We start from the raw sequence: 21,993 nt of genomic DNA, 5'->3' as shown, positions 1-21,993 counted from the left end.
AAGTTGAGCTCGCACAACCCTACTTGCATGAGACGGCAAAAGCACGTGCGAGATGACCTGGATGCTCAGCTCCGCCGGTATCGGCAAAGCTTCTCTCTATCCGATCCTCCAGATATTTATCTCTCTTCTCACCACAAGAATATCCTTTCCGTTCGGTGACCAGGCCATTTTTCCTCCCGCGTCGACGAATACTATTGGTTCAGCAGTTGGGTCAATTTGTCCTTCATCATATTGAGCCAGCTGTCTCCCACTAGATGCATCTATGAGAGAAATAGTGCCATATACAGGTCCATAAGGACGCGTTTTTGCACTAAAGAAGCTTGCGGCTAAACGCTTCCCGTCTGGGGACCAGGCCTGCCCTATCAAGCGACCTGCCACTCTATAGTCGGTTATCCTGCGGCCTGTCTGCACATCATAGATTGTGTTCCCCACTGCCAGAGACCTTTCATCAAGTGACCAGGCTACTATAGGATGTGTTGGGAAGACGTGGAGCTTCTTTCCTGCAGGTGCATCCCAGAGCTGGCACAGCTTGCTTCCCGATACAGCCAACTTTCTGCTCTCTGGTGCCCATACCAGGTTCTGAACTATTTGATTCCCAGGGTCCAGTGTGGAAACCTTGCGACCTGCTACTATGTCCCAGATCTCGATATCCTGGTAGCCTTTTCCAAATGCACTATCCCATCTCTTTTTCACCATTGCCAGATAGCCTGCATTCAAGGCCCAGGCATCTACCTCAAGTTGGTCAGGGGGCCAATAGCCCTGTTCAGTGAGTGTGACGGGGGGCGTGACTGGAAGAGTGCGCAAGCGTTGCCCGGTAGCTGCATCCCAGACCTGTACCAGGTCAACTATACGACTTCCAGGAGTTCCTTGCCCATAGTGTTGTACAAAAGCTACAAGTTGTTTTCCACTGGCGGACCAGACCACTCCTACTGGAGCCACGCTGGTTCCTGCATGCTCTAGCCTACAGGTCAGCAGATGCTTTCCCGTAGCCGCATTCCAGACTTGCACAACAACATTGCCCGATTGGAGATTGGAGAGAGGGTCAGGGGTTTCGCCATCCGCCCAGCTGACCGAAGCCACACGTGTGCCATCAGGTGACCAGGAGGCAACATGGGTATCTGCAGCGAAGGCGAGAATATGCGGATCGAGCCGGCTTTGCTGCAGCAGATATCCTGTCACTGCCAACCCTGACAGCGCCATTGTTCCCCCGGCGATTCCCCACAAAGCGATCCTGCGTGAAAGCCGATGTACCCTTTGTGTGGGTGACGGTTGACCCGGCTTGTCCCTCGCAGAAGACTGCGCGGCCCCAGGCTGGAGCAGGGGTGGCATCTCCGCAGACTTGCTGGTCTCAGAATGCAACGAATGCTTGCACTGATGGCAGTACTCCACGCCTTGATCATTGGAGGAGCCACAGCGAGGGCAAAAGATAGGAAGAGGCGACATCTCTCGGTGTCCTCTTTCTTCAGCTATTTTCAGGTATTACATGTTTATTACGTTGTGGTGAAACTGAAATCTTACCAATGATGGGCCAGGATGTGCCTGATAATAGCCAGGTAGCTTGCAAGGGCCTGGCGCCGCTTCGTGAGCTCCCTTCTGGCGCTGCCGGGTTCATAAGAGCCTGCTGCCTTAAAGCGTTTCTGTTCAAAGCAAGCTAGCACAAATTTCTTGAATGGCCTCGGAACTCTTACACTTTTCTTGAAGGATGTGTTATACTTCTCTTTAACGCAGGCTGCTTTAGCACTCAAGGGTTGAGTAGTTTTGGCCTGGCGTTAAGAAGCCGTGTTGGCTCCCCTCTGACAGAGTTTTTTGTCAGTTGCAACTCGGCACCAAGCGATAGCTTCTCTGAAACATTGAAGGGTAACGGGGATGAACCTGTTACAAAGAGGCGAAAGGAGTAGTCCTTCATGGCACGTGTCCAATTCGAGCACGTTTACAAGCGTTTCGGCAAAGTAGAGGTGGTCCACGATATCAGCTTTGATATTAAGGACCAGGAATTCATGGTGTTGGTTGGCCCTTCCGGCTGTGGTAAGAGTACCTGCTTGCGTATGGTGGCGGGACTTGAAGAGCCCAGCGAGGGCGAAATCTGGATCGGCGACAAAATGGTCAACGGCGTTGACCCGAAAGATCGCGATATCGCCATGGTCTTCCAGAACTATGCACTCTATCCCCACATGACTGTCTTCGATAACATGGCCTTTGGTTTGAAATTACGCCACTTCCCCAAAGCAGAAATTAAGAAGCGTGTAGAAGATGCTGCGGCTTCCCTTGGCCTTGAGGCTTTGCTCAAGCGAAAGCCAAAGGAATTATCAGGTGGTCAGCGTCAGCGCGTGGCCCTTGGCCGTGCTATCGTGCGTGAGGCGAAGGTCTTCCTGATGGACGAGCCTCTTTCTAACCTTGATGCAAAGCTGCGCGTAGAGACGCGTGCCAATATTATCAAGCTCCATCAGCGCATTAAGACGACGGTTATTTATGTGACTCACGACCAGGTTGAGGCCATGACGATGGGTGACCGTATCGCTGTTCTCAATGGTGGTCTGATTCAGCAGCTTGGCGCTCCCCAGGAGCTCTATGATCATCCCGCTAACCTCTTTGTGGCCGGTTTCATCGGCACACCTTCGATGAACTTCTTCAAGAATGCTAAGGTGGTGAACAATGACGGCGAGACAAAGATTGCTCTCGACGGCATTGGCCAGGTGATTGTGCCTGAGAAGTATGTGGAGAAGGCCAGAGCCGTGGCCGGTAAAGGTAATCTGACCTTTGGCATTCGCCCGGTTCACCTGGAAGATGCAACGCTGGTGAGGGCTGACGGGGTAGCGCGCTCATCTATTGAGGCTACTGTGGATGTGGTTGAGAATCTTGGTAACGAGCTTCAGGTCTACTTCATGACCGGCGGCCAGAACGCGGTTGCCACGCTCGATCCGCGCTCCCGCGTCTCGGTTGGCAATAAGGTCCAGCTCTACGTGGATAGCGATCACATTCACCTCTTCGATGAGGATGACGGCGGTAATGCTATCTTTTAATCCCAATTCTATGCACGAAGAGAGCCGGCCGCATTGCAGCTGGCTCTTTTTATTGCTTGGCATTTGCCTATCACATGCTAATTGGCCGCAACTCAGTTGCGCAAGGGCTTGCCGGTCATGAGGATAGCCTGGATGCGCTCTTGCGTCTTTTCTGTGCCGCACAGGCTGAGAAAGGCTTCGCGCTCCAGGTCGAGGACCTGTTGCTCGCTTACTGGGACGATGGGTGAACATTCGCCGCCAGTCAGGACGCGGGCTAGATGGCGTCCAACGAGGGCATCGTGCTCACTGATCTTGCCGGCCAGCTGCATATTGTCTACCTGCTGCTCCAGAACGAGGCGGGCGCCCGGGCCGGGTAGCAGGAGCAATTTGGCCTGGGCTGGCTGCCATTGGCCGGCGGCCCGGGCTTCGGCTAGCTTGAGGGCATCGGCCTTGGCGTCCCTTAGCAAGACATCGCGATTGACGGTGATGGTATCGGTTTTGCGCAGGAAGCGCAGTTCCTGGGCCTCGCGAGCGCTGGTAGAGACGCTGGCCAGGGCGATGATCTCAAAGGCTCGGCGTGCCGGGGTAAATGTGCCGCCAGTTTTTCGGGCCTGCTGGGTTTCTAGATCCGCGCCGTAGCGCAGCAAGAGCTCTTTGCAGCCGCCTCCCGCCGGAACCAGGCCAACGCCTACCTCGACCTGCCCCATATAGGTCTCGGCATAGGCACGGGTGTGGCTACAGTGCAGGACGATTTCACAGCCTCCGCCCAGCACGCGCCCGGCAGGAGCGGCCACGATGGGGATCGGGCTATATTTGAGCAAGAGGTTGGCCTGCTGCAAGCCGTTAATGGCGTCATCAAGCATCTTCCATTCGCCCTGCCTGGCGCCCATAAGGATGAGCAGGAGATTGGCACCAGCTGAGAAGTCGGCGGCTTCGTTGCCGATGACGAGGGCGCGAAACTGCTTCTGTCCCTCCTCGACGGCGTAGCGCAGCATCTCGATAATGCCTTCATCGATGGAGTTCATTTTTGTGTGGAACTCGACGCAGCCTATGCCGTCTCCCAGATCGATAAGGGCTGCTGAGCCATTATCCCTGACGACTTTATTGCTACTGCGGGCCGCTGAGAGCGAGACGTTGCCGGCTGGCTTGGGGACTGGCTGATAGATCCCGGTCTTGAAGTCGAAGTACTGGCGCTGTCCCTCCCGCGTAATATAGAAGGTATCCTGACCCGCGCTCTGCACGCGCTGCACCAGTGCGGGTAGCTCGCGATCCTTGAAGACTTTCTGTAGAATTGCGGGTTGCTGCAAAAGGGCGTCCCAGACTTCGAAGCTGCCAAGCTCGAAGTTGAAGCCCCAGCGCATGGCTTCGTCGATCGCCACGATGCTCTCGGCAATCTCTTCAGCGCGCCGGGCGGCATAAATCAAGGAATCTGCTGTGGTCTCGCCGGCCAGGATACTGGCGCGGTCTTCACCATCCAGGACTTTGAGCATGCGCTGGGCCGGATCTTCGATGGTGCGCGCGGCTCCAATGGAGTCAAAGCGTACCTTGGGCTGCGGCTCGTACTCTAGCGTTTGCAGGTTCAGGGCCAGGATGGTAGATTCGGCGCCGGGATGCTTGATGCGCTTATAAAATCCCTGACCGGTTTTCTCGCCGAGCAGGTTGCGCCTGACCATTTCGCGCAGGACTTCCGGGACGCGGAAGAGCTCGCGCTGCTCATCCTGTGGCGCGTTCTGGTAGAGGTTGTCGGCGACGTGGAGCAGGGTGTCAAGGCCTGAGAGGTCGGCGGTGCGGAAGATGGCGGATTTGGGCCGGCCCATGCTGGAACCCAGGATGGCGTCAACTTCGCTTACGCTATAACCTTCGCTCAGGGCGTGCTGGATGGCTGACATAAAGCCGTGGATGCCGATACGGTTGGCGATAAAGTTTGGTGTGTCCTTGCACAGCACGACGCCTTTGTCCAGGATCTCGCTGCCAAATTGCTGCATGTAGGCGATGGCGGCCGGATCGGTCTCGGCGTTGGGCACCAGTTCGAGCAAGCGCATATAGCGCACGGGATTGAAGAAGTGCGTGATCAGGAAGTTGTGGCGAAATTGTTCACTGCGTCCCTCAACAAGTAAGTGCGCGGGCAGGCCTGAGGTATTGGAACTGATCAGAGTGCCTGGCTTCAATACGCTCTCAAGTTTGCTGTAGAGGGCCTGCTTGATGTCAAGGCGTTCAACGACTGCCTCGATGATCCAGTCGACGCCCCTGAGCTGCTCAAGATCATCCTCGATATTGCCGATGGAAACCAGGCGGGCTCCGCGCTGGCTATAGAAGGCCGCCGGTTTGGCCTTAAGGGCCTTCTCCAGGCCGCTGCGGGCCAGGATATTGCGCTCTTTTGTCTCGCCCGGCGGTACGATATCGAGCAGCAGGCAGGGGATGCCAACATTGGCCAGGTGGGCAGCAATGGCCGCACCCATGACGCCGGCGCCCAGCACAGCAGCTTTACGGATTTGATATGGCTTTGCTGCGGACATACTATGCCATCCTCTCGATAAGGGTTGCCACGCCCTGGCCGCCGCCGACGCAGAGGGTAGCAATGCCTAGAGTTTTATCTGCAGTCTGCAGATCGTTGAGCAGGGTGGCGATCAGGCGCGCGCCGCTACAGCCCAGAGGATGGCCCAGAGCAATGGCTCCGCCGTGAGGGTTAAGCTTTTCCTGGTTGAGGCCCAGCTCTCTGATCACTGCAAGATTCTGGACGGCAAAGGCTTCGTTAAGCTCGATAATATCGATGTCGCTAAGCTGTAATCCTGAGCGTTGCAGCAGTTTGCGCACTGCAGGCACGGGACCAATACCCATTATGTCGGGTCGTACGCCGGCCACGGCCATGGCGCGCACTCTGGCCAGCGGCGTAATGCCGAGATCGCGGGCGCGCTCGGCAGCCATTAACACCACGGCGGCCGCGCCATCGTTAAGCGGACTTGAGTTGCCAGCGGTGACGGTGCCGCCCTTGATAAAGGCAGGTTCGAGGCTGGCCAGCTTCTCCAGCGAGGTATCGCGGCGTGGCCCCTCGTCGCGCTCCATAAGGCCTCCGTCCGGCAGGGGCACTGGCACGATTTCGCGCTGAAAGATGCCTTGATCGCTAGCGGCGATGGCGCGCTGATGGCTGCGCAGGGCGAAGGCGTCTTGTTCCGCGCGGCTGATCTCATACTTGCGCGCCAGGTTTTCGGCGGTAATGCCCATGGGCATATAGCTGGCATAGCCGTATTCCAGCTCGCAGGGCGGATAGGCTGAGCTGATTTTTTCGCCTTCCTGGGGTTTGACCAGGCGCGGATTAAAGCTAGGGTTAAAGCCGCCCATGGGCACGCGCGACATGTTCTCGACACCGCCGGCCACGATGACCTCGCCCTGGTCCAGCATAATGCTCTGGGCGGCCATATTGAAGGCTTGCAGGCTTGAGGCACAGAAACGATTGACGGTGACGCCGCCGGCGGTTTCGGGCAGACCGGCCAGGGCACCAACGATGCGAGCCAGGTTCATGCCTTGCTCGCCCTCGGGAAAAGCGCAGCCCAGAATAACATCTTCGATCAACGAGCGATCCAGGCCAGGCACGCGCTCGACAGCAGCTTTTATGGTTAAGGCGGCTAGATCATCGGGGCGCACATCTTTGAGGACGCCTTTATTTGCGCGCCCGATGGGTGTGCGTACTGCACTGACAATAACGGCTTCGGCCATGAGTAAACTCCTTGCAATCTCTGATAAGGGCCAGGCGCAGGACGAAGAGAAGCCAGCCATGTTCCTATGGCTCAAACATGGAGCATGGCTGGTCGTAATAAGTTAAGATTACTGCGACCGCTTATGCTCTCTTCGACCAGCCTGCGGCCCGACGCGCTCCGACCGGCTTAAAGCGGATAGCCCTGCTTCTCGACGACAATGGCCGCTAGCTCGCGCTGCAGGCTAACGCCGTTGAGGAGATAGTCCCCGACATATGTGCGTACGCGGGCAAGCTCTTTCTCTACTTTGCCCTCGTCGGTGTAGGACATGATCATTTGCTCTAGATTGGTGCGAATGCGCGAGAAGGAGAGCCAGGTTGCCAGCTGGGCTAATCTGACATGAACTGCGCTGTTTTCGTCGCCGCGCCGCACGGCCTGAATGGCTCTGGCTAAGGCGCTATCGGAGGCATAGAGCTCGATGAGCAGGTTGGCAAGATAGTCGATGAACTCCTGCTCATTCTCGATGCCCTGCATATACTTCATGGCCACGCGCATGGCCGAATAAAGCGTGGCGTCCTTGGCGCGCTCGACTGCATTGACAGCAGTCCGCAGATCGGCTGGAACCTCTTCGCCGGCCCTATCGACGCCCTGGCCGGCTTTGACGCGCGCTTCGATCTCGGGATATTTTGCCATAAGGTCGAGCTTGCCGGAGAGGACGCGGCGGAAGAGCGTACCGGAAGCTACCAGGCGGTTGATCTCGTTGGTGCCCTCAAAGATACGCTGGATGCGCGCGTCGCGGTAGGACTTCTCGATAGGATATTCTTGCATAAAGCCATAACCGCCAAAGATCTGCACACCCTCGTCTACGACGTAGGCAAGCACTTCGCTGCCATGCACTTTGGCGATAGAGGCCTCGATAGCGTAGTCTTCGACGGCCTTAAAGATAGTTGTGGTGTCGTGCCCAGCCGTGCTCTGCGCCCGTGCAATATTGGCGGCGGTTCTAAAGACCTCGCTCTCGGCGGCGTAGGTCTCAGCTGCCATGCGGGCGAGCTTCTTCTGGATCATGCCGAATTCGTGCAAGAACTTACCAAAGGCCTTGCGCTCAGTGGTGTATGCGGCGGCATAGCCCAGAGCCGTGCGTGCGCCGCCTGCCGCGCCTGCGCCCAGCTTGAGGCGCCCGATGTTGAGGATGTTAAAGGCGATCTTGTAGCCTTTGTGAATCTCGCCAAGCAAGTTTTCGACGGGCACATGCGCGTTCTCAAAGTAGACCTGGCGCGTTGAGGAGCCCTTGATGCCCATCTTGCGCTCTTCGGTTCCTGTCGAGACTCCTGGCCAGTTGGCTTCGACGATGAAGGCTGAGGGCTTATTATCGCCGATGCGTGCAAAGGCTACCATGATATCGGCAAAGCCTGCATTGGAGATCCATTGCTTGGTGCCGTTGAGGATGTAGTGTTTGCCATCGGGCGAGAGCTCGGCCCGTGTGCTGATGTGCATGGCGTCCGAGCCCGCACCAGGCTCGGTCAGGGCATAGGCCGAGATCCATTCGCCGCTCGCCAACTTGGGCAGATATTTCTGCTTTTGCTCTTCAGTGCCATAATAGACGATGGGTAGTGTGCCAATAGTTGTGTGGCCACCGTAAGCAACACTGAACGAAGCCTCGCGCAAGACTGAGCCGACCAGGGCTGCTGTAAGCAAGCCAAGTTCCGAGCCGCCATACTGCTCAGGGACTTCAATGCTGAGCAAGCCTTGTTCGCCGGCCTGCTTGACAAGTCCTGGCATGACGCCAGGCTCCTGATGCTCAATGGCTTCCAGCTTGGGTAGGACTTCGCGCTCGATAAATGTTGCTGCCGATTCCTGAATCCAGCGCTGCTCTTCGTCGCGCTGCTCCAGGCTGAATATCTTATCGGCACTCTCGGCCGCCGTGGCTGTGAGAAATGCTGTGCCCGTTTCGGTGGGTTTAATCGTCGTTGACATGCGTTTTGGTTCTCCTTTGCTTACGGTAAGCGCTTATTTTTATGCCTGCTTGGTTACCTTCAACTCTCTGCGTAAGACCTTTCCTACCAGTGTTTTGGGTAAACTCTCGCGGAACTCCAGGATCTTGGGAACTTTATAGGCCGCCAGTTCCTGTTTGCAGAAGCTTACTATCTCTTGCTTGATCTGTTCTGTGGGCTCGTGGCCCGGCTTGAGTACAATAAAGGCGGCGACAGTTTCGCCGCGATACTCATCGGCTACGCCAACTGCGGCAGCTTCCAGGATGGCGGGATGCTTAAACAATACCTCTTCAACTTCGCGCGGGTAGATATTAAAACCGCCGGCGATAATGAGATCTTTGGCGCGCTCGATAACATAGAAGTAGCCTTCTTCGTCCATCTTGCCTACGTCGCCGGTATGCATCCAGCCGTTGTGAAAAATGGCCTTTGTCTCCGCTTCACGATTCCAGTAACCTTGCATAATATTGGGGCCTTTGACCATAATCTCACCAACTTCGCCGGCGCGCACTGGCTGACCTGTCTCTCTGTTCATGATCATGGCCTCGACACCGGGAAAAGGTAGGCCAATACTGCCGTTGCGGCATTCATCGGTGAGCGGATTGGCATGCGTTACCGGGGAGGCTTCGCTCAGACCGTAGCCTTCGACGAGCCGGGCACCGGTCATGGCTTCAAATTCTTTTTGCACCTGCTCGGGAAGCGGGGCAGCGCCACTGATACAGTATTTGATTGAGTTAAGGTCCTGCGTTCGCTTGCCAACCTTGCGCATAAGGGCGATATACATGGTTGGTATGCCAGGGAAGAGGGTAGGGCGATAGCGCCTGATGGCCTTGATGACGTCATCGGCTTTGAAGCGTGGCAGCAGAAGCATGGCTGCGGCCATGATGATGGCTGAGTTCATGCCAACGGTCAGGCCATACGCGTGGAAAAAGGGCGCCACGCATAGGATGGTCTCTTCACCTTCGCGAATTTTGGGAAGCCAGGCACGGACTTGCAGGGTGTTGGCGAGCAAATTCCGATGGGTGAGCATGACCCCTTTGGAGACTCCCGTTGTGCCGCCGGTGTACTGCAGTACAGCTATGTCATCGCTCCTGGCGGCTGGCAGGTTGAATAGCTCAATGTTGCCATCGATGTGCGTTTCTAGCAGCGTTTGCATCCGGTGTAGTAGCGGGTCTTCGTGAAGCTCTTTTTCGCTCAGAGCCGGCTCAGGGATCTTGTTATTGCGCTGGGTCAGGGGATAGAGCACATGGAGTAAGGGCGGCAGGAAATCTGCCGGATTGGTGATGATGACGTGATCGAGGCTGAGGGTTTTGCGAATCTCGCGCACGATGGGATAAAAGGTGTCGAGCATTATAATGATGCGCGCCCCTGAGTCGCTGAGCTGATGCAGCAGCTCTTTCTGGGTGTACAGCGGGTTGGTCTGCACGACTATCGCCCCTGCGCGCAGAATGCCATAGAAGGCGATGGGAAACTGAGGAATGTTGGGGAGTGCCAGGGCAACGCGATCTCCTTGCTTAACGCCAAGGCGCTGTAACGCTGCGGCGAAACGATTGGCCAGGCTAGAGAGCTGAGCATAGGTGATTTTATGACCGTAATAAATGCATGCGGTTTTGCCTGGATAACGGCTTGCCGTGTTATCAAGCAGCCAGGTGAGCGGATGATCCGGGATCTCTATCTGGGCAGGGACTCCCTGTTCATAGTGACGTAACCACGGGCGCTCCGTGGAAAGCTCTGCAGCTCCCGTGGTGGCTTGCGCGGATATGTTCTCCGTTTGCGTGTTGTTGGTCAGCGATGAGTCAGACATTCAGCAAGTAGCTCCTCTCTACACGATACCCTGGCGCAGGTATCAGGGACGACTACTTTGTCGCCCTACAAGCAACAACAGCCCATCATCTTCTTTAATTATATGGTAGAACCAGGCAGATAGAAATGTTGCCAGCTAACAAGTTTTGCGGCATAATAAGCTGGTAGCTAACGAGATTTTTGTAATATATCTGATTACAGGGGCAAGAGGATGTGAGATGAATATTGATGATATTACTGATTTTTCGCGACTCGTTGCCTATTTCAGGCAGAGGCGCGGTTTATCGCAAGGTCAGCTGGCGCAGGCAACGCGTCTCTCGCGCACCTATGTCTATCATCTTGAGACGGGCCAGCGCATGAATCCTTCCCCCCATGTGGTACGCAATATCGCCCTGGCCCTGGATTTGTCCACAGAGGAAAGGGAGCAACTTTATCGCGCCTATACTGCTCTGACAGGTCAGTTTGTCAGCGAGCCGCTGGAAAGCACTTTGCTGGATCTGGGTGAACTTGCGCGCTTGCTGGTGCATAACACGCTCTATCCTGCGCACTCGCTCACCAAATTGTGGTACTTCCATTCGTGGAATGAGGCCGTGAGCATCCTCTTCGACATTCGAGAAGAAATTACTTCGCGCGAGCAATTACATCTGTTGGAGCTTGTCTTTGATCCTGCGCTGCGCTCGCGCTTCCATGGCTGGGAGAATCTTGCCCGCCGCCTGGTGACCGACTTTCAATATGATACGCGCACAATTACGCATTTGCCCGAATATAAGACCTTGATCAAGCAGTTGCGTGAACTGCCGGATTTTCGCCGTATCGCGGCCGCTACCTATCCCAAAAAACCTTCGCCGTCCTTTACCTTCCAGATACAGCATCGCAAACTGGGACACCTTACGTTGCGTACGGCTACCACGATCTTTACGGGCATCTCGGCCTATTCGATGGTAAGCTATGTGCCCGGCGATCAGCAAACCTTGAGCATCTATCGCGAGTACGGCTGGCAGCGACAGCCCCGCCCTTAAGAGGCATGCCAGCCAGAGAGGCACAGCCGCAATTGCAAGCTATGCCTCGTCCTTAGCGCTAAGGATAACGCACTTCAAGGAAGGTCGTGTATTTTGAATGAAGCTCTAATTTAGTCAAAATTTACCAGCCTGGTTTGAATGGATCGGGCGTATTAGGGAGTTCCCAGGGGTTCTCCTTCGGTTCTGGCGTATCAGGGATCGGCGGCGTGCTGGGCATCCTCCAGGGATCATCCTTTTTATCATCATCTTTGTCCTTGTCCTTGTCCTTATCGCCGAGAATCCATGATTTGAACTGTGTCATTGTCATAGCAAGCATCCTTTCTTGGCTTGTCTAAAAGTTCAGTTAGTTTATCTATATGGCGCCAGGATTGCAGCTCCACAATGCGCAGGCCGTGACTCTGCTCCGGGAGTGCCTCCGGCTCGAACGCCACGAGGGTAAGGTAATCCCTGGTAAGCGCAATTTGTTGCTCTGATAACTTCAAAAACGCTTTGACGATCTTCTCATAGAGATCATCGATGAAAACAACTTGTTGCGGCTCTTCCTCGATAAGTGCGGCGAGCCTGTGCAGCTTATCGGCTGGGCCATCGCAAAAGACCACCTGATCGGCGCCGGGAAAGCCGCAATTTTTGAGCCATTGCCGGGTAGCCTGTGCCATAGCTTCGCTCTTCTCGGGCCAGCGTGGGCTGTAGCGCGCGGTATAGTAGGCGACGCTTCCCAGGGAAGCAAGGCGCTCTATAGCTGGAATAGCCCCATTCATTGTGCGCTTGGCTAGCAGAGCTTGCGGGTCAAGATCGATCCAACCAAATTCGCCGCGAAATTGCTCCGGGCTCACGCTCTCTCGATAGGCCTGAACCTCTGCGAATTGCAAGAAATCAGTGTAGAGCAGCTCGGGATCTGCCAGGCGCTCCGGCGCAATGCCAAGCTGTAACCGTTCATTGCATAACCTGGCAACCGTTGGCGTATCGCGCCAGGCAATCGTGCCGTCAATGTCTATGGCAAAATACATAACCACCTCCACCTTTCACTATGTCATTCCTCTGATTTGATCAAGGGATTTCACTACCTCCCGTTTAGGCCAAATTGTTGCGCGTACCTGGCGCCCATACTTGATGGTAATCTCACTATCTGTATACGCCAGGTCTTGCGCCGCGGCGAGAAATGTAGCGCATGCCTCCTCTTTTGAGAGTGTTGTGCAAATGACGCTGCGTGCTGACTTACTTTTGATAATGACGCTATACTGTTTTGGCCTGCTTCCTCTACCCATGCTGCGCCTCATTCTCTTGATATATGATACTGAGCGCGCCAAGCTCGTAATGCGTGCTGGCCATCTCATTGAAGGTAGCGAGGATGATCACGGCGTCAAGCTTGCGCATGGGATGGCCCAAAAGCATATCCCAGATAAGATAGGGATGGCGGTTGCTTTCGCGCGCCAGCATAAGCAAGGAAACATGTTGCCACTGAAAGATCTGGTAAAACGTGCGCCTGTTCATGGTTGGTTTTGCCCGGTCTGCGGAGGAATAAGCTCATCGTTGACCTCGATGACCAGATCGATGGCCCGCTCTTCGCCGAGCAGACGGCTGAGCTCTTCATAGTGCCGGCCCACGCCCTGCATGCGCGCCTGAATGAAATCGTGCTGGGCGTATTGGGCCAGACCATAGAGGCCACGCCGGGCGGCGAGATATTCATCTTCAATGGCCTTACGCAAGGCCGCGACTTCGCTGCAATTGTGCTCTTGACTCATAAATGGATACCTCCTTGAGCGCTATACCGGCTAGAGAAGAGCAGCCTGGGAGCGCCAAGGATGGATGGAGACACATGTACCGCTTCTTGCTCCCAGGTTACTGCCAACGAAGCGGCGAGGAACTGACACAGGCTCCGCCGCTTCGCGGTTTCCTATGAGCGGGTGGACAGCCGCACTCATAAGAACCATGAGTCAGTGTAGCGTCAAACAGGGAAACATCCCAGAACATAATAGAACAATTAAATGACTTTTCTCTTTGTCCTTGTGAATTACAGCATGCTTACACGGCAAGTTAGAACAAGAGTAGACATAGAGAGGGAAAAGGGCATGAAAAAAGCACGCCTGTTACAGCGTGCTAGATGAGATAGAGAGGGAGCTTACCAGTGGACGATCTGCTCTCGCAGAGCTTTGATCTTCTGCTCTCCAGGCCATGCCGCCCGCATCGCTGCATAGGCGAGACGCGCTTCATTGAACCATTGCTCGCTGTGGAGAAGCTTTGCGCCGTGCATCCCCTCTTCCCAAAGTGAAATGCAGATATCCATATCACGCTGACCATCACTATGCACCTCCGCCAGCACTTGATTAATCGTCGCCTCTACTCTAATTATTTCTGTATCTATATAGTACTTAGTAATTTGCTGAAAAGAGTCAAATGCTTCTCTGTTTTTCCCAAGGGAAAGATGAGACAGCCCATCATTGAGAACAAGATTTGCCTCACTATGGTTGCTTATCCAGATAGGAATAGGCTCAGAAGATTGGGCAAAGAAAGTTGTATGGGCTTTTCCTAGCGACGTGAGAGCATCTTGTTGCAGTCCAGTGTGAGCTTGATACGTTGCTAGCCCTGCATAGATATAACTCTGTACGACTGGTAATATAGGTTGCGCCTTCTGGGCTTCTAATAAGAGGAACTTTGCCTTTTCGGCTGCTTGTACTGCTTGCTCCCAGCGATCAGCATAAAAATATGCTGCAGCTAAGCGGCGCCATGCCAGGAGGTGTAGGATGGGATTTTCAGAGAAATGGCCGTACTGCGTAGCCTCTTGCGCATAACTGATAGCAGCGCTGTTACTGCTATTATGCATTGCCAACTCAGATTGTAAGGTCAAACATTGAGCCAGCAAGTCAGCAGACTCTTTCCGTTGCGTCGTTGATCCTATGCGCGCAATCTCCTTGAGCGTGGGAAGATACCAGGCGAGCGTATCGCTCACAAATACGAGATCTTTACCTTTGCGCAAATGCCAACATGCCGTTATCCCTGCAGCGCAGGTTGCCAGGATCTCCTCGACAGGACGTGCCAGAACAGGCGTTACTAGAGATAGCCCACATACACGCAAGGGTAAGGATGCCAGACGGCGAAGGGCATCACGACGGCTGAGAAGATCTTCTTTCATTTTGTTATTCTCCGCTTCCAGTGAGATCATCGCCTGGAGCTCCTGATAACGGGCACCGGTTGGTTTCCGAAGCAGCCATGTCCAAACGAGCGATTCTAGCCGCTCTGTAAGGTCAGTCTTCCGAAACGCTGTAGACGCATCATCTACCGGGTTTTGTTCTGGCATCGATGGGCGTGCTTGTTGCTCTTCATCTCTTTCTGTGGATTGTTCGATATCGTCACCGAGCCCGAGATCCCACTTTGTCATCTCGAATAGCGAGCAGAGCGCATGACGGAGAATAGCCGATGGTTTATGCAAGCCACGCTCCCAACGTCCTACCGTTACCGGTTCCACGCCTATGCTCCCTGCTACATATTCCTGCGTCCAGCCGCGCTCAAGCCGCGCCCGTTCAAGCCTTTGCCCAAATGATGCCCGTTCCATATTACTATCCCTCCAACAACACTGCTCGCTCGTTTGGCATGTTCTATTCAATTTTCTAAATACAAGCATAGCATGCCCTTGTTACCTTGTCTAGTTGCATATGTACAATGTTCATGGCTTTCCACATCTCAAAGTCGGGATCGTTAAGGGGGCGCCGCGACCTAGCGGATTTGCCCTTAACCGGGGCCTGGGGCGTGAGCCTCAGCGTACCCCGTCCCTCCCGCCTGACAAAAGGAGGCAAAAGGAGGCAAAAAGGGGCAGATAAAACAGCACGCTTGGCAAAAGGAGGCAAAAAGGGGCAAAAGCAGGCAAATAAATATGCCTGCTTGGCAAACAGGCAAAGCTAGGCAAAGAGGGTCAAAAAGAGGCAAAATAGAACAAGAAAGCCATGAACATTGCGCCATAACTTTCCACATCTCAAAGTCGGGATTGTTAAGGGGGCGCCGCGACCTAGCGGATTTGCCCTTAACCGGGGCCTGGGGCGCGAGCCCCAGCGTACCCCGTCCCTCCCGTCTGAAAATCAGCCTGATCTTTAGACAGGAATAGCTTCGATAATAGAATGGCTTCCCGGCGTTGGCAGAATCCGTTGGATCTGAAATCCCGAGCGACTCAAGAGCTGCTGAAATTCCCCCGGGTTCGCTCGTGCGCTCCTTCGCCCTGCTTGATCAACATGGCAAGATCGAACAAGGTATCGAGCAGCCGTGCACCCGTTGGAGGCATAATTACCTCCACAATGAGAAGTTTACTGTGCTTTGGCATCGCCTCTCGGCACTTATTCAGCAGAACTGAGCAGGCTTCATCGCCCCAGTCATGGATAATATGCTTCAGAAAGTATGCGTCAGCACCCGCCGGAATCTCTGCAAACATATCCCCGGCGAGAAGAGAGCAGCGATCCGCTACATCTTCTTCCATGCTTGCCTCCGAAATGACCTGGGGACGATCAAAGAGGATGCCCCGTAAAGCTGGGTAGGCCTTGAGGAGGCTGAACAAAAAGAAGCCGTGCCCACCAGCAACATCGACCAGGCTGCGAAAAGTTGAGAAATCGTAGCCCTGCAGGATGGGGAGCGTATCGAGGCCGGAAAGAGCTGTCATCGCTCGATTATAGACGAGGGACTCGCCAGGATGGCCAGCCAGATATTCCCAGATACTCGAACCATACAGTTTCTGGATGGCGGACTTTCCTGTTCGTACACACTCATCTAATTTCAGTGCGGCACCGCTGTCATAACTGGCCCCCAGCATCATAGCCTGGTATCTCAGGCCGGCAGGGTGAGCGGAAAGAAAATAGCTAGACATCTCATTCTGCGCGAAGACCTGATGCTCTATTTCTTCCATGACACCCTGAGCGGCAGCCACACGTAGCACGCGGTAGAGGGAGAGCTCATGGCTGCCTGTAGCCTGTGCCAATTGTGCAGCGGATTGCGGGCCCTCTTGCAACAGATCGGCAATGCCAAGCTCGGCGAATACCTGTAAGGCTCGTGCCCCACGAAAGGCCATGAGTTTCAAAAGAAGATCCTCAACTTGTTGAGGATCTGACGCCGCTAAAGTATTCTCTGAAGTCTCTTTATTTTTGTGGTGAGGATCAAATCCAGATGTTGTATTTTTCAAAGATTTTCTCCCTTCTGAGGAAGGCGCAGGACAACGAAGTATCCCGAGCCAGAAAGCACGTTGGCGGCATGAGGTGTGCCCGCGGGAATATAGATACTCGTATTTGACTCAACTTCAAACCGCTCGTCACCTAATTGAATTTCATATTTCAAGCCCCCTTCATCGCCGATGAGAATGTTAATTTCATCGACATCGTGGGTGTGAGCCTGAGTATATTTTTCTCCATCAGGCTGGGCATCACTCACGCGATGGATTGCCATATGAAGTGGAAATCCTTGGGGGAAGAAGCGTTCAATGCATGGAACATCTTTGTGAAAAGGGACCGAGGATAGTGGAGCGAGCTCATTTGGGTAGATGAGTCGCTGCATCTCTTTGAGCATAAAAAATTGCCTCTCTTGTTTTGTCTTCTTACAGTGCAAGGAGCGTGAGGAACATTTTCTGTATTTTGGCACCTGTTCACCACATAGTATAGGAAATTTTTATGAAAGTTGCAATATCTATGAAATATATGTAATAATATTAATGTGTAATTATTCATTGTTTTTGCACATATTTGACAAAAAGAAGATATAAATAAGACTAAATGGTTCGGAATTCGGATTGCGTTTTTCATAGACTCTGAAGGAAAGGCGTTAGCGAGATGTCAAGCGAACAGCGCCATCTCTCAACTCGGGTTTGTATCATTGGCGCAGGTCCTGCCGGGTTCATTCTGGCCTGCCTCTTGCAGCGCAGCCAGATTTCGTGCCTCATTGTTGAGCGCCGCAGCCATCAGGACACCTTAGAGCAGGCTCCGCGCGCGGGCTATTTGGAGCACACTACAACGCAATTGCTCACCAGGGCCGGGCTTCAGTCGCGCATGATGCGCGAGGGTCATGCTAATGGAAGCTGTGAATTTCGCTTAGATGGGCAAGGCTTTGTTTTTGACTATGCAGCTTTATGCCAGGGTTGCAGCCATTGGGTCTATCCACAACGCGAGCTCATCGCCGACCTCCTGGAAAGTCACTTGCAAGAGCACGGCACGATCCTCTTTGGGACGGAAGCCGTGCAGATCTTGCAGGACGCTCGACCACAGGTCATCTGTCGTCAGGGGAACTCTGACGAGCCGATCAGCATCACTTGCGATTTTGTGGCCGGCTGCGATGGCTTTCATGGCGTCTCACGGACCTCGATCCCTCAAGGAGAATTGCAAGCCTTCGAGCGGTATTATGGCTTTCAATGGCTCGCCATTCAAGCTGCTGTGCCCCCTTCGAGCAACCACACTATTTATGCCATCCATCCCCATGGCTTTGCCGGTCATCTGACACGGACCGCGACCCAGACGCGCTTCTATCTCCAGGTGCCCTCTGGAACAAAGCTTGCCGATTGGTCAGAGGCGCAGATCTGGACAGAGCTTGATCTGCGCCTGGCGAAGGATGGCTGGACGCTGACCCGTGGCCCTATTAATGGAACTTCTCTTCTGGAGATGCGCAGTTGCATTGTTGAGCCTCTCTATTATAAGCACCTGGCCCTGCTGGGAGACGCAGCCCACATCTTCACTCCAGCCGGCGCTAAAGGAATGAATCTTGCCATCCAAGATGCTTTTACCCTGGCCAACCTCCTACAAGCCTTCTACAAGGGCGATGAAAAAGATCCCTTGAGGCAGTATTCGACTCTCCGTCTGCCCCACATCTGGCATGCTCAAGAATTTTCCCACTGGATGGTTGAAACGCTCAATAGGAATCCAACCGACTCTTCACTTATCTCATACCATCATCGACTGCAACAAGCTCGCCTGGCCCGGCTGCAGCGGAGCCGGACCTTTGCGACGAGTTTTGCCGAAAATTACATTGGCTACTCCCCGCAATCTTCGGAGGGATAGAATATGCCAACATCCTATCCCTTCTCTTAGTGTCCTGGCGCTGTTGCGCTCTTGTCAGAGAGCTAGCTGTGTCAGTTGTCTAGTAGGGCGCGCGTAGCGTATCAGGCATTGCGTATATGCTTGCTGAAGGTCGCTATCACGCACATGATGCCCTGCGGCACAAACAGGAGCAGCACAGTATAGACCGGGCCAATCCACTGGACCAGAAAGCCAGTGAGAGCGATGCCTAACGGCTGGCTGCTAAAGGCAATCAGGCGAAAGACGCTATTCACGCGACCCCATAATTGATCGGGGATGACCGCTGCGCGATAGCTATATTGCACAACCATATACACGGGGACGACTGTAAAGCTGACGGCATTCACGATACCCAGGAGCAGGGGATTGGGTGCCAGCGCGTAGAGCAGCCAGAATATAGCCCAGATCCAGGCCGTGCCGATCAGCAGTTTGCGAAAGCCCAGGCGGCGATAGAGCGGACCTGCAATCAGCGAGCCGATAATGCTACCAACACCCTCGCCGGCGAAGATCAGGCCCATCACCAAGCTGGATGTGTGCATGCCCTGGGCTAGCACAATGAGAATGAGCAGATAGCCGTAACAGGGTGTAATCAGGCCAAAGGTCAGAATGGCCAGAAAGCGAATCAAGGGATTGTGCCAGAGCCAGGCAATCCCTTCTTTGGTATCAGTCCACAGGCTCTTGGCGGTGCTCTGCTTCGGACTGCGCTCGTCCTGAAAGCGTATGCGTACAAAGAAGAGCGAGATGACCGAGGCCATATATGAAATGGCGTCGGCCAGAAAGGGTATGGCCTGGCCTATGCTGTAAAGGATTGGTCCCAGGGCCGGACCAATCAGGCTCGCTGTTGAGTTGATGAGCTGGTCCTGCCCGCTGGCCATAGGAATCTGCTCGGGCTCAACGACATGCGGCAAGCTGGCGGATTCGGCAAGAGTGGCGAATACATACAGAGTCCCCTCGACCAGCGAAACCAGGTAGAGCTGTACATAGGTGAGATGTCCCAGCCAGAGGGCCAGCGGAATGCTGCCCAGGGCCAGCGCGCGGCCAAAATCAGCAACAATCATGATTTGTTTGCGATCCCAGCGATCCACCAGCACGCCGGCTGGTAGCGTTATCAGCGCATAAGGCAGGGCGCGCAGGGCTGCGATCAATCCCGTTTGCAGGGCCGAATGCGTCAGGGCAAACAGCATGAGAGGAAAGGCTACCAGTGAGACCTGTGAGCCTACCGACGAGACTGCTTGCCCACTTACCAGCAAGACATAATCGCGATTGCGCCAGAGAGGCCGCAGCGTCCTGGGCGAAGACGTATCTTTAGTGGTATCAGATGTGGTTGACATAAAATTGGCTCCGTCGTGTGCATAAAAAGAGATCAAGGGATAAAGGCAAAAGGGGGCATGCTCTCGATCGCTGCGGAAACGGGCCATAAAGAAACGCCGTGGGCAAAGAGGAGAGATGCCCAGGCGAGCTACGCGCAGGTTATGCGAGGAAAAGTAATGGGTGCAAGTTGCTCTCGGCAGCGCCAGGCTGCATACAGTGCTAGCTTACTGCGAGATGAGCCATACTTTGCCGCATAGGTCCCGGCGTATTCGCCTATGCGGCAGCTTAATCATTTGGATGAAATCGAATAGAGGCATGAACTTATTTTCCTGCAAGAAAAGATGGAACAATCTGACTTATTGAATATGTTAAGAAGATACCATCCAGGCCAAAATTAGTCAACGGCTACTATCAGGTAAGCCAGAGCTTGGCAACTGGCCAATGGAGATGCTCAAAGGCTATTCGTTGAAGTCCTTAACCAGGGATGGAGATTTCGCTCCATCCCTGAAGGGCGCCCTTAGAAATCCTTGAGACGTAGCCAGATGCCCCAGAGTGCTAGTAGACTGGCAAGCGGGAAGAGGAGCAGGCTTAGCATGATATAGAGTAAGAGCGTGAGCTGCGTAGAGGCATAGGTGGTTGTGTAGTGATTAGCATTAGCTTTACTGAGCCGATCGACTGCCTGGCTAAACTGGTCGAATGTATTGTTCGATGCGCCAGTGCTCAGCGCTTCAGCATGAATAATACGCTGCGGATCGGCAATATCTTGTGCTTGATTGCGCATATGCCCGTCGATGGCAACATAGCGCTGCCAATTCGCCTGCATATCTGTCAGCGGCTGATCCTCTTCGGGCCAGGTTCGATTTGCGCGGGCCTGGGTCATCAAGTGCTCAACCTGCTGCAGATTAGCTTGCCAATCCTGGGCCCAATGCTCACTACCTGTCTTATCCCCAAACTCCAATGCAATGAGCCAGCGCGACTCGTCGCCGTTGGCGGCCGTACCGTAACGCTTGAGCAGGGCAGCAGCATAGATGCTGTCGTAATCGTCCTTGACCATCTGGCCGAAGGCTCCGTGGCGCCCCGATAGATTAAGAAAAAGGCTGCTCACGGCTATACTGAGAATGACACCGGTCAGAAAGGCAATGCTGAGCCCGATATTCATGATGCGATGCGTCGCAAAAGCCATTTTGCCAGCGGTGAACAGCAAGTATAAGCAAAAGATGGCACACAGGAAGAAGGCCAGAAGCTTGCCTGCATCCAGAAATTTGAGTGTATCATCGTAAGCCGCATCGAGGTGCGACTTATTGATGTTATTCAAACAAGTGATGTTATCCTCGATGCTCCCACGCGCCCATGCCGTCCCGGCGAGTACATGCCCGTTTATAACGCAAGTCGGAAGGCTTGACTCGTCGATAGCTAGCGCGTCCTCTCCGCTGAGGATAGGTGATCCGATCTTTTGGTGTAATAGCGCGCTGGCATCTTGATATGCTTTATAGGCCGCCTGCAGATGAGGGTCCTGAACAGCACCTTTTGTCGTCGCCCGCGTGTATTCGTAGCGCATCAGGGCAATATTAGCGATATATTCCTCAAAGCCTCGTGTAATGCGCTCAACTGCCGTGCGCTCACCGGGATATGTGACATTATGGGCAGCGTTGAATAGTTCGCGATTGGCGAGCTGGATCTCAGCTTCGATATTCACATTATCGCAATCGTGGACGGTCATAGGGGCAGTGCTATTTGTGCCCACGATTGAACACGGCTGGCGATCGCTCAGAGCGCCTGTCGCCAGGTAATCGGCGGATTTGGCATCGATATCTTCGATATATTGTGCTAGCGTCTGGGCCGCATTAACGCTAGGAATACTTCCATTGTTGATGGTGTCAAGGTCACTGTTAGCGCGCTGAAACGCTTGCACGACAGATGCCGTGAGCACAAGGGCCAGAAAGAGTCCACCAAACGAGAGGACTATAAATTGCCCCTTAAGTGTCTTGCTGGCGGCTGTCCAGATGCGCTTTATATGCGCAGATTTTTTCAGGCCAGATCCTGCCTTGGATTGCAGAGCAGTACCAGCCTGAGACTTTGTTGAAGTCAGGACCGAGGGCTGATATTTTTGTGTAGACATAACTTCTTTCGCCTGGGCAGTGACGCGC

The 21,993-nt window shown here is 54.1% G+C and carries 17 protein-coding genes; 3 read left to right on the top strand and 14 right to left on the bottom strand.

The annotated features are described in order from the left end of the window. Positions 1 to 96 precede the first annotated feature (96 nt). On the bottom strand, positions 97 to 1,443 hold the full coding sequence (locus EPA93_RS29070; RefSeq protein WP_129890880.1) for a WD40 repeat domain-containing protein: 1,347 nt from the start codon (positions 1,441 to 1,443) through the stop codon (positions 97 to 99). 461 nt (positions 1,444 to 1,904) lie between these two features. On the opposite strand from EPA93_RS29070, the gene EPA93_RS29065 reads away from it, so the two are divergent. Then, the gene (locus EPA93_RS29065) at positions 1,905 to 3,020 is read left to right on the top strand and encodes an ABC transporter ATP-binding protein (protein ID WP_129890879.1); all 1,116 of its coding nucleotides are present in this window, start codon (positions 1,905 to 1,907) and stop codon (positions 3,018 to 3,020) included. Between the two features lie 92 nt (positions 3,021 to 3,112). Here EPA93_RS29065 and EPA93_RS29060 read toward each other — a convergent pair whose 3' ends face one another. The 4 genes from EPA93_RS29060 to EPA93_RS29045 all read right to left on the bottom strand — a co-directional run bounded on the left by EPA93_RS29060 (position 3,113) and on the right by EPA93_RS29045 (position 10,483). After that, positions 3,113 to 5,515: a 3-hydroxyacyl-CoA dehydrogenase/enoyl-CoA hydratase family protein gene (locus EPA93_RS29060; protein WP_129890878.1), complete on the bottom strand. Its 2,403-nt coding sequence runs from the start codon at positions 5,513 to 5,515 to the stop codon at positions 3,113 to 3,115. A 1-nt stretch (position 5,516) separates the two neighbouring features. Then, a complete protein-coding gene (locus EPA93_RS29055; protein WP_129890877.1) occupies positions 5,517 to 6,713 on the bottom strand; it encodes a thiolase family protein in 1,197 nt (398 codons plus the stop codon). 167 nt (positions 6,714 to 6,880) lie between these two features. Further along, on the bottom strand, positions 6,881 to 8,665 hold the full coding sequence (locus tag EPA93_RS29050) for an acyl-CoA dehydrogenase family protein (protein WP_129890876.1): 1,785 nt from the start codon (positions 8,663 to 8,665) through the stop codon (positions 6,881 to 6,883). A gap of 39 nt (positions 8,666 to 8,704) precedes the next feature. Continuing rightward, positions 8,705 to 10,483, bottom strand: coding sequence for a long-chain-fatty-acid--CoA ligase (locus EPA93_RS29045; RefSeq protein ID WP_129890875.1), 1,779 nt, complete (start codon positions 10,481 to 10,483; stop codon positions 8,705 to 8,707). Between the two features lie 217 nt (positions 10,484 to 10,700). Here EPA93_RS29045 and EPA93_RS29040 point away from each other — a divergent pair, with 217 nt between their 5' ends. Next, a complete protein-coding gene (locus tag EPA93_RS29040) occupies positions 10,701 to 11,501 on the top strand; it encodes an MmyB family transcriptional regulator (RefSeq protein WP_129890874.1) in 801 nt (266 codons plus the stop codon). A gap of 121 nt (positions 11,502 to 11,622) precedes the next feature. Here EPA93_RS29040 and EPA93_RS29035 read toward each other — a convergent pair whose 3' ends face one another. The 7 genes from EPA93_RS29035 to EPA93_RS29005 form a co-directional block, all read right to left on the bottom strand. Beyond that, positions 11,623 to 11,808 carry a hypothetical protein gene (locus EPA93_RS29035; RefSeq protein WP_129890873.1) on the bottom strand — a complete coding sequence of 62 codons (186 nt, stop codon included), beginning with the start codon at positions 11,806 to 11,808 and terminating at the stop codon, positions 11,623 to 11,625. Beyond that, positions 11,768 to 12,508, bottom strand: a complete 741-nt coding sequence (locus tag EPA93_RS29030) for a hypothetical protein (RefSeq protein ID WP_129890872.1) — start codon at positions 12,506 to 12,508, stop codon at positions 11,768 to 11,770. Before EPA93_RS29030 ends, EPA93_RS29035 begins: the two co-directional genes overlap by 41 nt. Before the next feature lie 250 nt (positions 12,509 to 12,758). Further along, positions 12,759 to 12,992: a hypothetical protein gene (locus tag EPA93_RS29025; RefSeq protein ID WP_129890871.1), complete on the bottom strand. Its 234-nt coding sequence runs from the start codon at positions 12,990 to 12,992 to the stop codon at positions 12,759 to 12,761. Continuing rightward, positions 12,989 to 13,243 carry a hypothetical protein gene (locus EPA93_RS29020; protein WP_129890870.1) on the bottom strand — a complete coding sequence of 85 codons (255 nt, stop codon included), beginning with the start codon at positions 13,241 to 13,243 and terminating at the stop codon, positions 12,989 to 12,991. The genes EPA93_RS29025 and EPA93_RS29020 overlap by 4 nt, the downstream gene beginning before the upstream one ends. 377 nt (positions 13,244 to 13,620) lie before the next feature. Further along, the gene (locus EPA93_RS29015) at positions 13,621 to 15,051 is read right to left on the bottom strand and encodes a helix-turn-helix domain-containing protein (protein ID WP_165423465.1); all 1,431 of its coding nucleotides are present in this window, start codon (positions 15,049 to 15,051) and stop codon (positions 13,621 to 13,623) included. 609 nt (positions 15,052 to 15,660) lie between these two features. Beyond that, the gene (locus EPA93_RS29010; protein WP_129890868.1) at positions 15,661 to 16,659 is read right to left on the bottom strand and encodes a methyltransferase; all 999 of its coding nucleotides are present in this window, start codon (positions 16,657 to 16,659) and stop codon (positions 15,661 to 15,663) included. After that, positions 16,656 to 16,919, bottom strand: a complete 264-nt coding sequence (locus EPA93_RS29005) for a cupin domain-containing protein (protein WP_129890867.1) — start codon at positions 16,917 to 16,919, stop codon at positions 16,656 to 16,658. The genes EPA93_RS29010 and EPA93_RS29005 overlap by 4 nt, the downstream gene beginning before the upstream one ends. A 380-nt stretch (positions 16,920 to 17,299) precedes the next feature. Between EPA93_RS29005 and EPA93_RS29000 the strand changes: the two genes are divergently transcribed. Then, entirely contained in the window at positions 17,300 to 18,517 is a 1,218-nt protein-coding gene (locus tag EPA93_RS29000; protein WP_129890866.1) for a 4-hydroxybenzoate 3-monooxygenase, read from the top strand. 101 nt (positions 18,518 to 18,618) lie between these two features. Here the strand turns inward: EPA93_RS29000 and EPA93_RS28995 are convergent, their stop codons facing one another. Both EPA93_RS28995 and EPA93_RS28990 read right to left on the bottom strand, forming a co-directional pair. Then, positions 18,619 to 19,866: an MFS transporter gene (locus EPA93_RS28995; RefSeq protein WP_165423464.1), complete on the bottom strand. Its 1,248-nt coding sequence runs from the start codon at positions 19,864 to 19,866 to the stop codon at positions 18,619 to 18,621. Between the two features lie 497 nt (positions 19,867 to 20,363). Further along, complete coding sequence (locus EPA93_RS28990) at positions 20,364 to 21,965, bottom strand: tetratricopeptide repeat protein (RefSeq protein WP_129890864.1); 1,602 nt, start codon at positions 21,963 to 21,965, stop codon at positions 20,364 to 20,366. Between the last annotated feature and the right edge of the window lie 28 nt (positions 21,966 to 21,993).

This window comes from Ktedonosporobacter rubrisoli (assembly GCF_004208415.1).
GTDB classification, from domain to species: domain Bacteria; phylum Chloroflexota; class Ktedonobacteria; order Ktedonobacterales; family Ktedonobacteraceae; genus Ktedonosporobacter; species Ktedonosporobacter rubrisoli.
Note: the sequence above shows the minus strand (reverse complement) of the source record. Positions and strands in the feature narration are given on the sequence as shown.

Excerpts from the sequence above, each read along its gene's own strand:
- EPA93_RS29070 (WP_129890880.1), bottom strand. The coding sequence starts at position 1,443 with ATGTCGCCTCTTCCTATCTTTTGCCCTCGCTGTGGCTCCTCCAATGAT.
- EPA93_RS29065 (WP_129890879.1), top strand. The coding sequence starts at position 1,905 with ATGGCACGTGTCCAATTCGAGCACGTTTACAAGCGTTTCGGCAAAGTA.
- EPA93_RS29060 (WP_129890878.1), bottom strand. The coding sequence starts at position 5,515 with ATGTCCGCAGCAAAGCCATATCAAATCCGTAAAGCTGCTGTGCTGGGC.
- EPA93_RS29055 (WP_129890877.1), bottom strand. The coding sequence starts at position 6,713 with ATGGCCGAAGCCGTTATTGTCAGTGCAGTACGCACACCCATCGGGCGC.
- EPA93_RS29050 (WP_129890876.1), bottom strand. The coding sequence starts at position 8,665 with ATGTCAACGACGATTAAACCCACCGAAACGGGCACAGCATTTCTCACA.
- EPA93_RS29045 (WP_129890875.1), bottom strand. The coding sequence starts at position 10,483 with ATGTCTGACTCATCGCTGACCAACAACACGCAAACGGAGAACATATCC.
- EPA93_RS29040 (WP_129890874.1), top strand. The coding sequence starts at position 10,701 with ATGAATATTGATGATATTACTGATTTTTCGCGACTCGTTGCCTATTTC.
- EPA93_RS29035 (WP_129890873.1), bottom strand. The coding sequence starts at position 11,808 with ATGACAATGACACAGTTCAAATCATGGATTCTCGGCGATAAGGACAAG.
- EPA93_RS29030 (WP_129890872.1), bottom strand. The coding sequence starts at position 12,508 with ATGTATTTTGCCATAGACATTGACGGCACGATTGCCTGGCGCGATACG.
- EPA93_RS29025 (WP_129890871.1), bottom strand. The coding sequence starts at position 12,992 with ATGAACAGGCGCACGTTTTACCAGATCTTTCAGTGGCAACATGTTTCC.
- EPA93_RS29020 (WP_129890870.1), bottom strand. The coding sequence starts at position 13,243 with ATGAGTCAAGAGCACAATTGCAGCGAAGTCGCGGCCTTGCGTAAGGCC.
- EPA93_RS29015 (WP_165423465.1), bottom strand. The coding sequence starts at position 15,051 with ATGGAACGGGCATCATTTGGGCAAAGGCTTGAACGGGCGCGGCTTGAG.
- EPA93_RS29005 (WP_129890867.1), bottom strand. The coding sequence starts at position 16,919 with ATGGCAATCCATCGCGTGAGTGATGCCCAGCCTGATGGAGAAAAATAT.
- EPA93_RS29000 (WP_129890866.1), top strand. The coding sequence starts at position 17,300 with ATGTCAAGCGAACAGCGCCATCTCTCAACTCGGGTTTGTATCATTGGC.
- EPA93_RS28995 (WP_165423464.1), bottom strand. The coding sequence starts at position 19,866 with ATGTCAACCACATCTGATACCACTAAAGATACGTCTTCGCCCAGGACG.
- EPA93_RS28990 (WP_129890864.1), bottom strand. The coding sequence starts at position 21,965 with ATGTCTACACAAAAATATCAGCCCTCGGTCCTGACTTCAACAAAGTCT.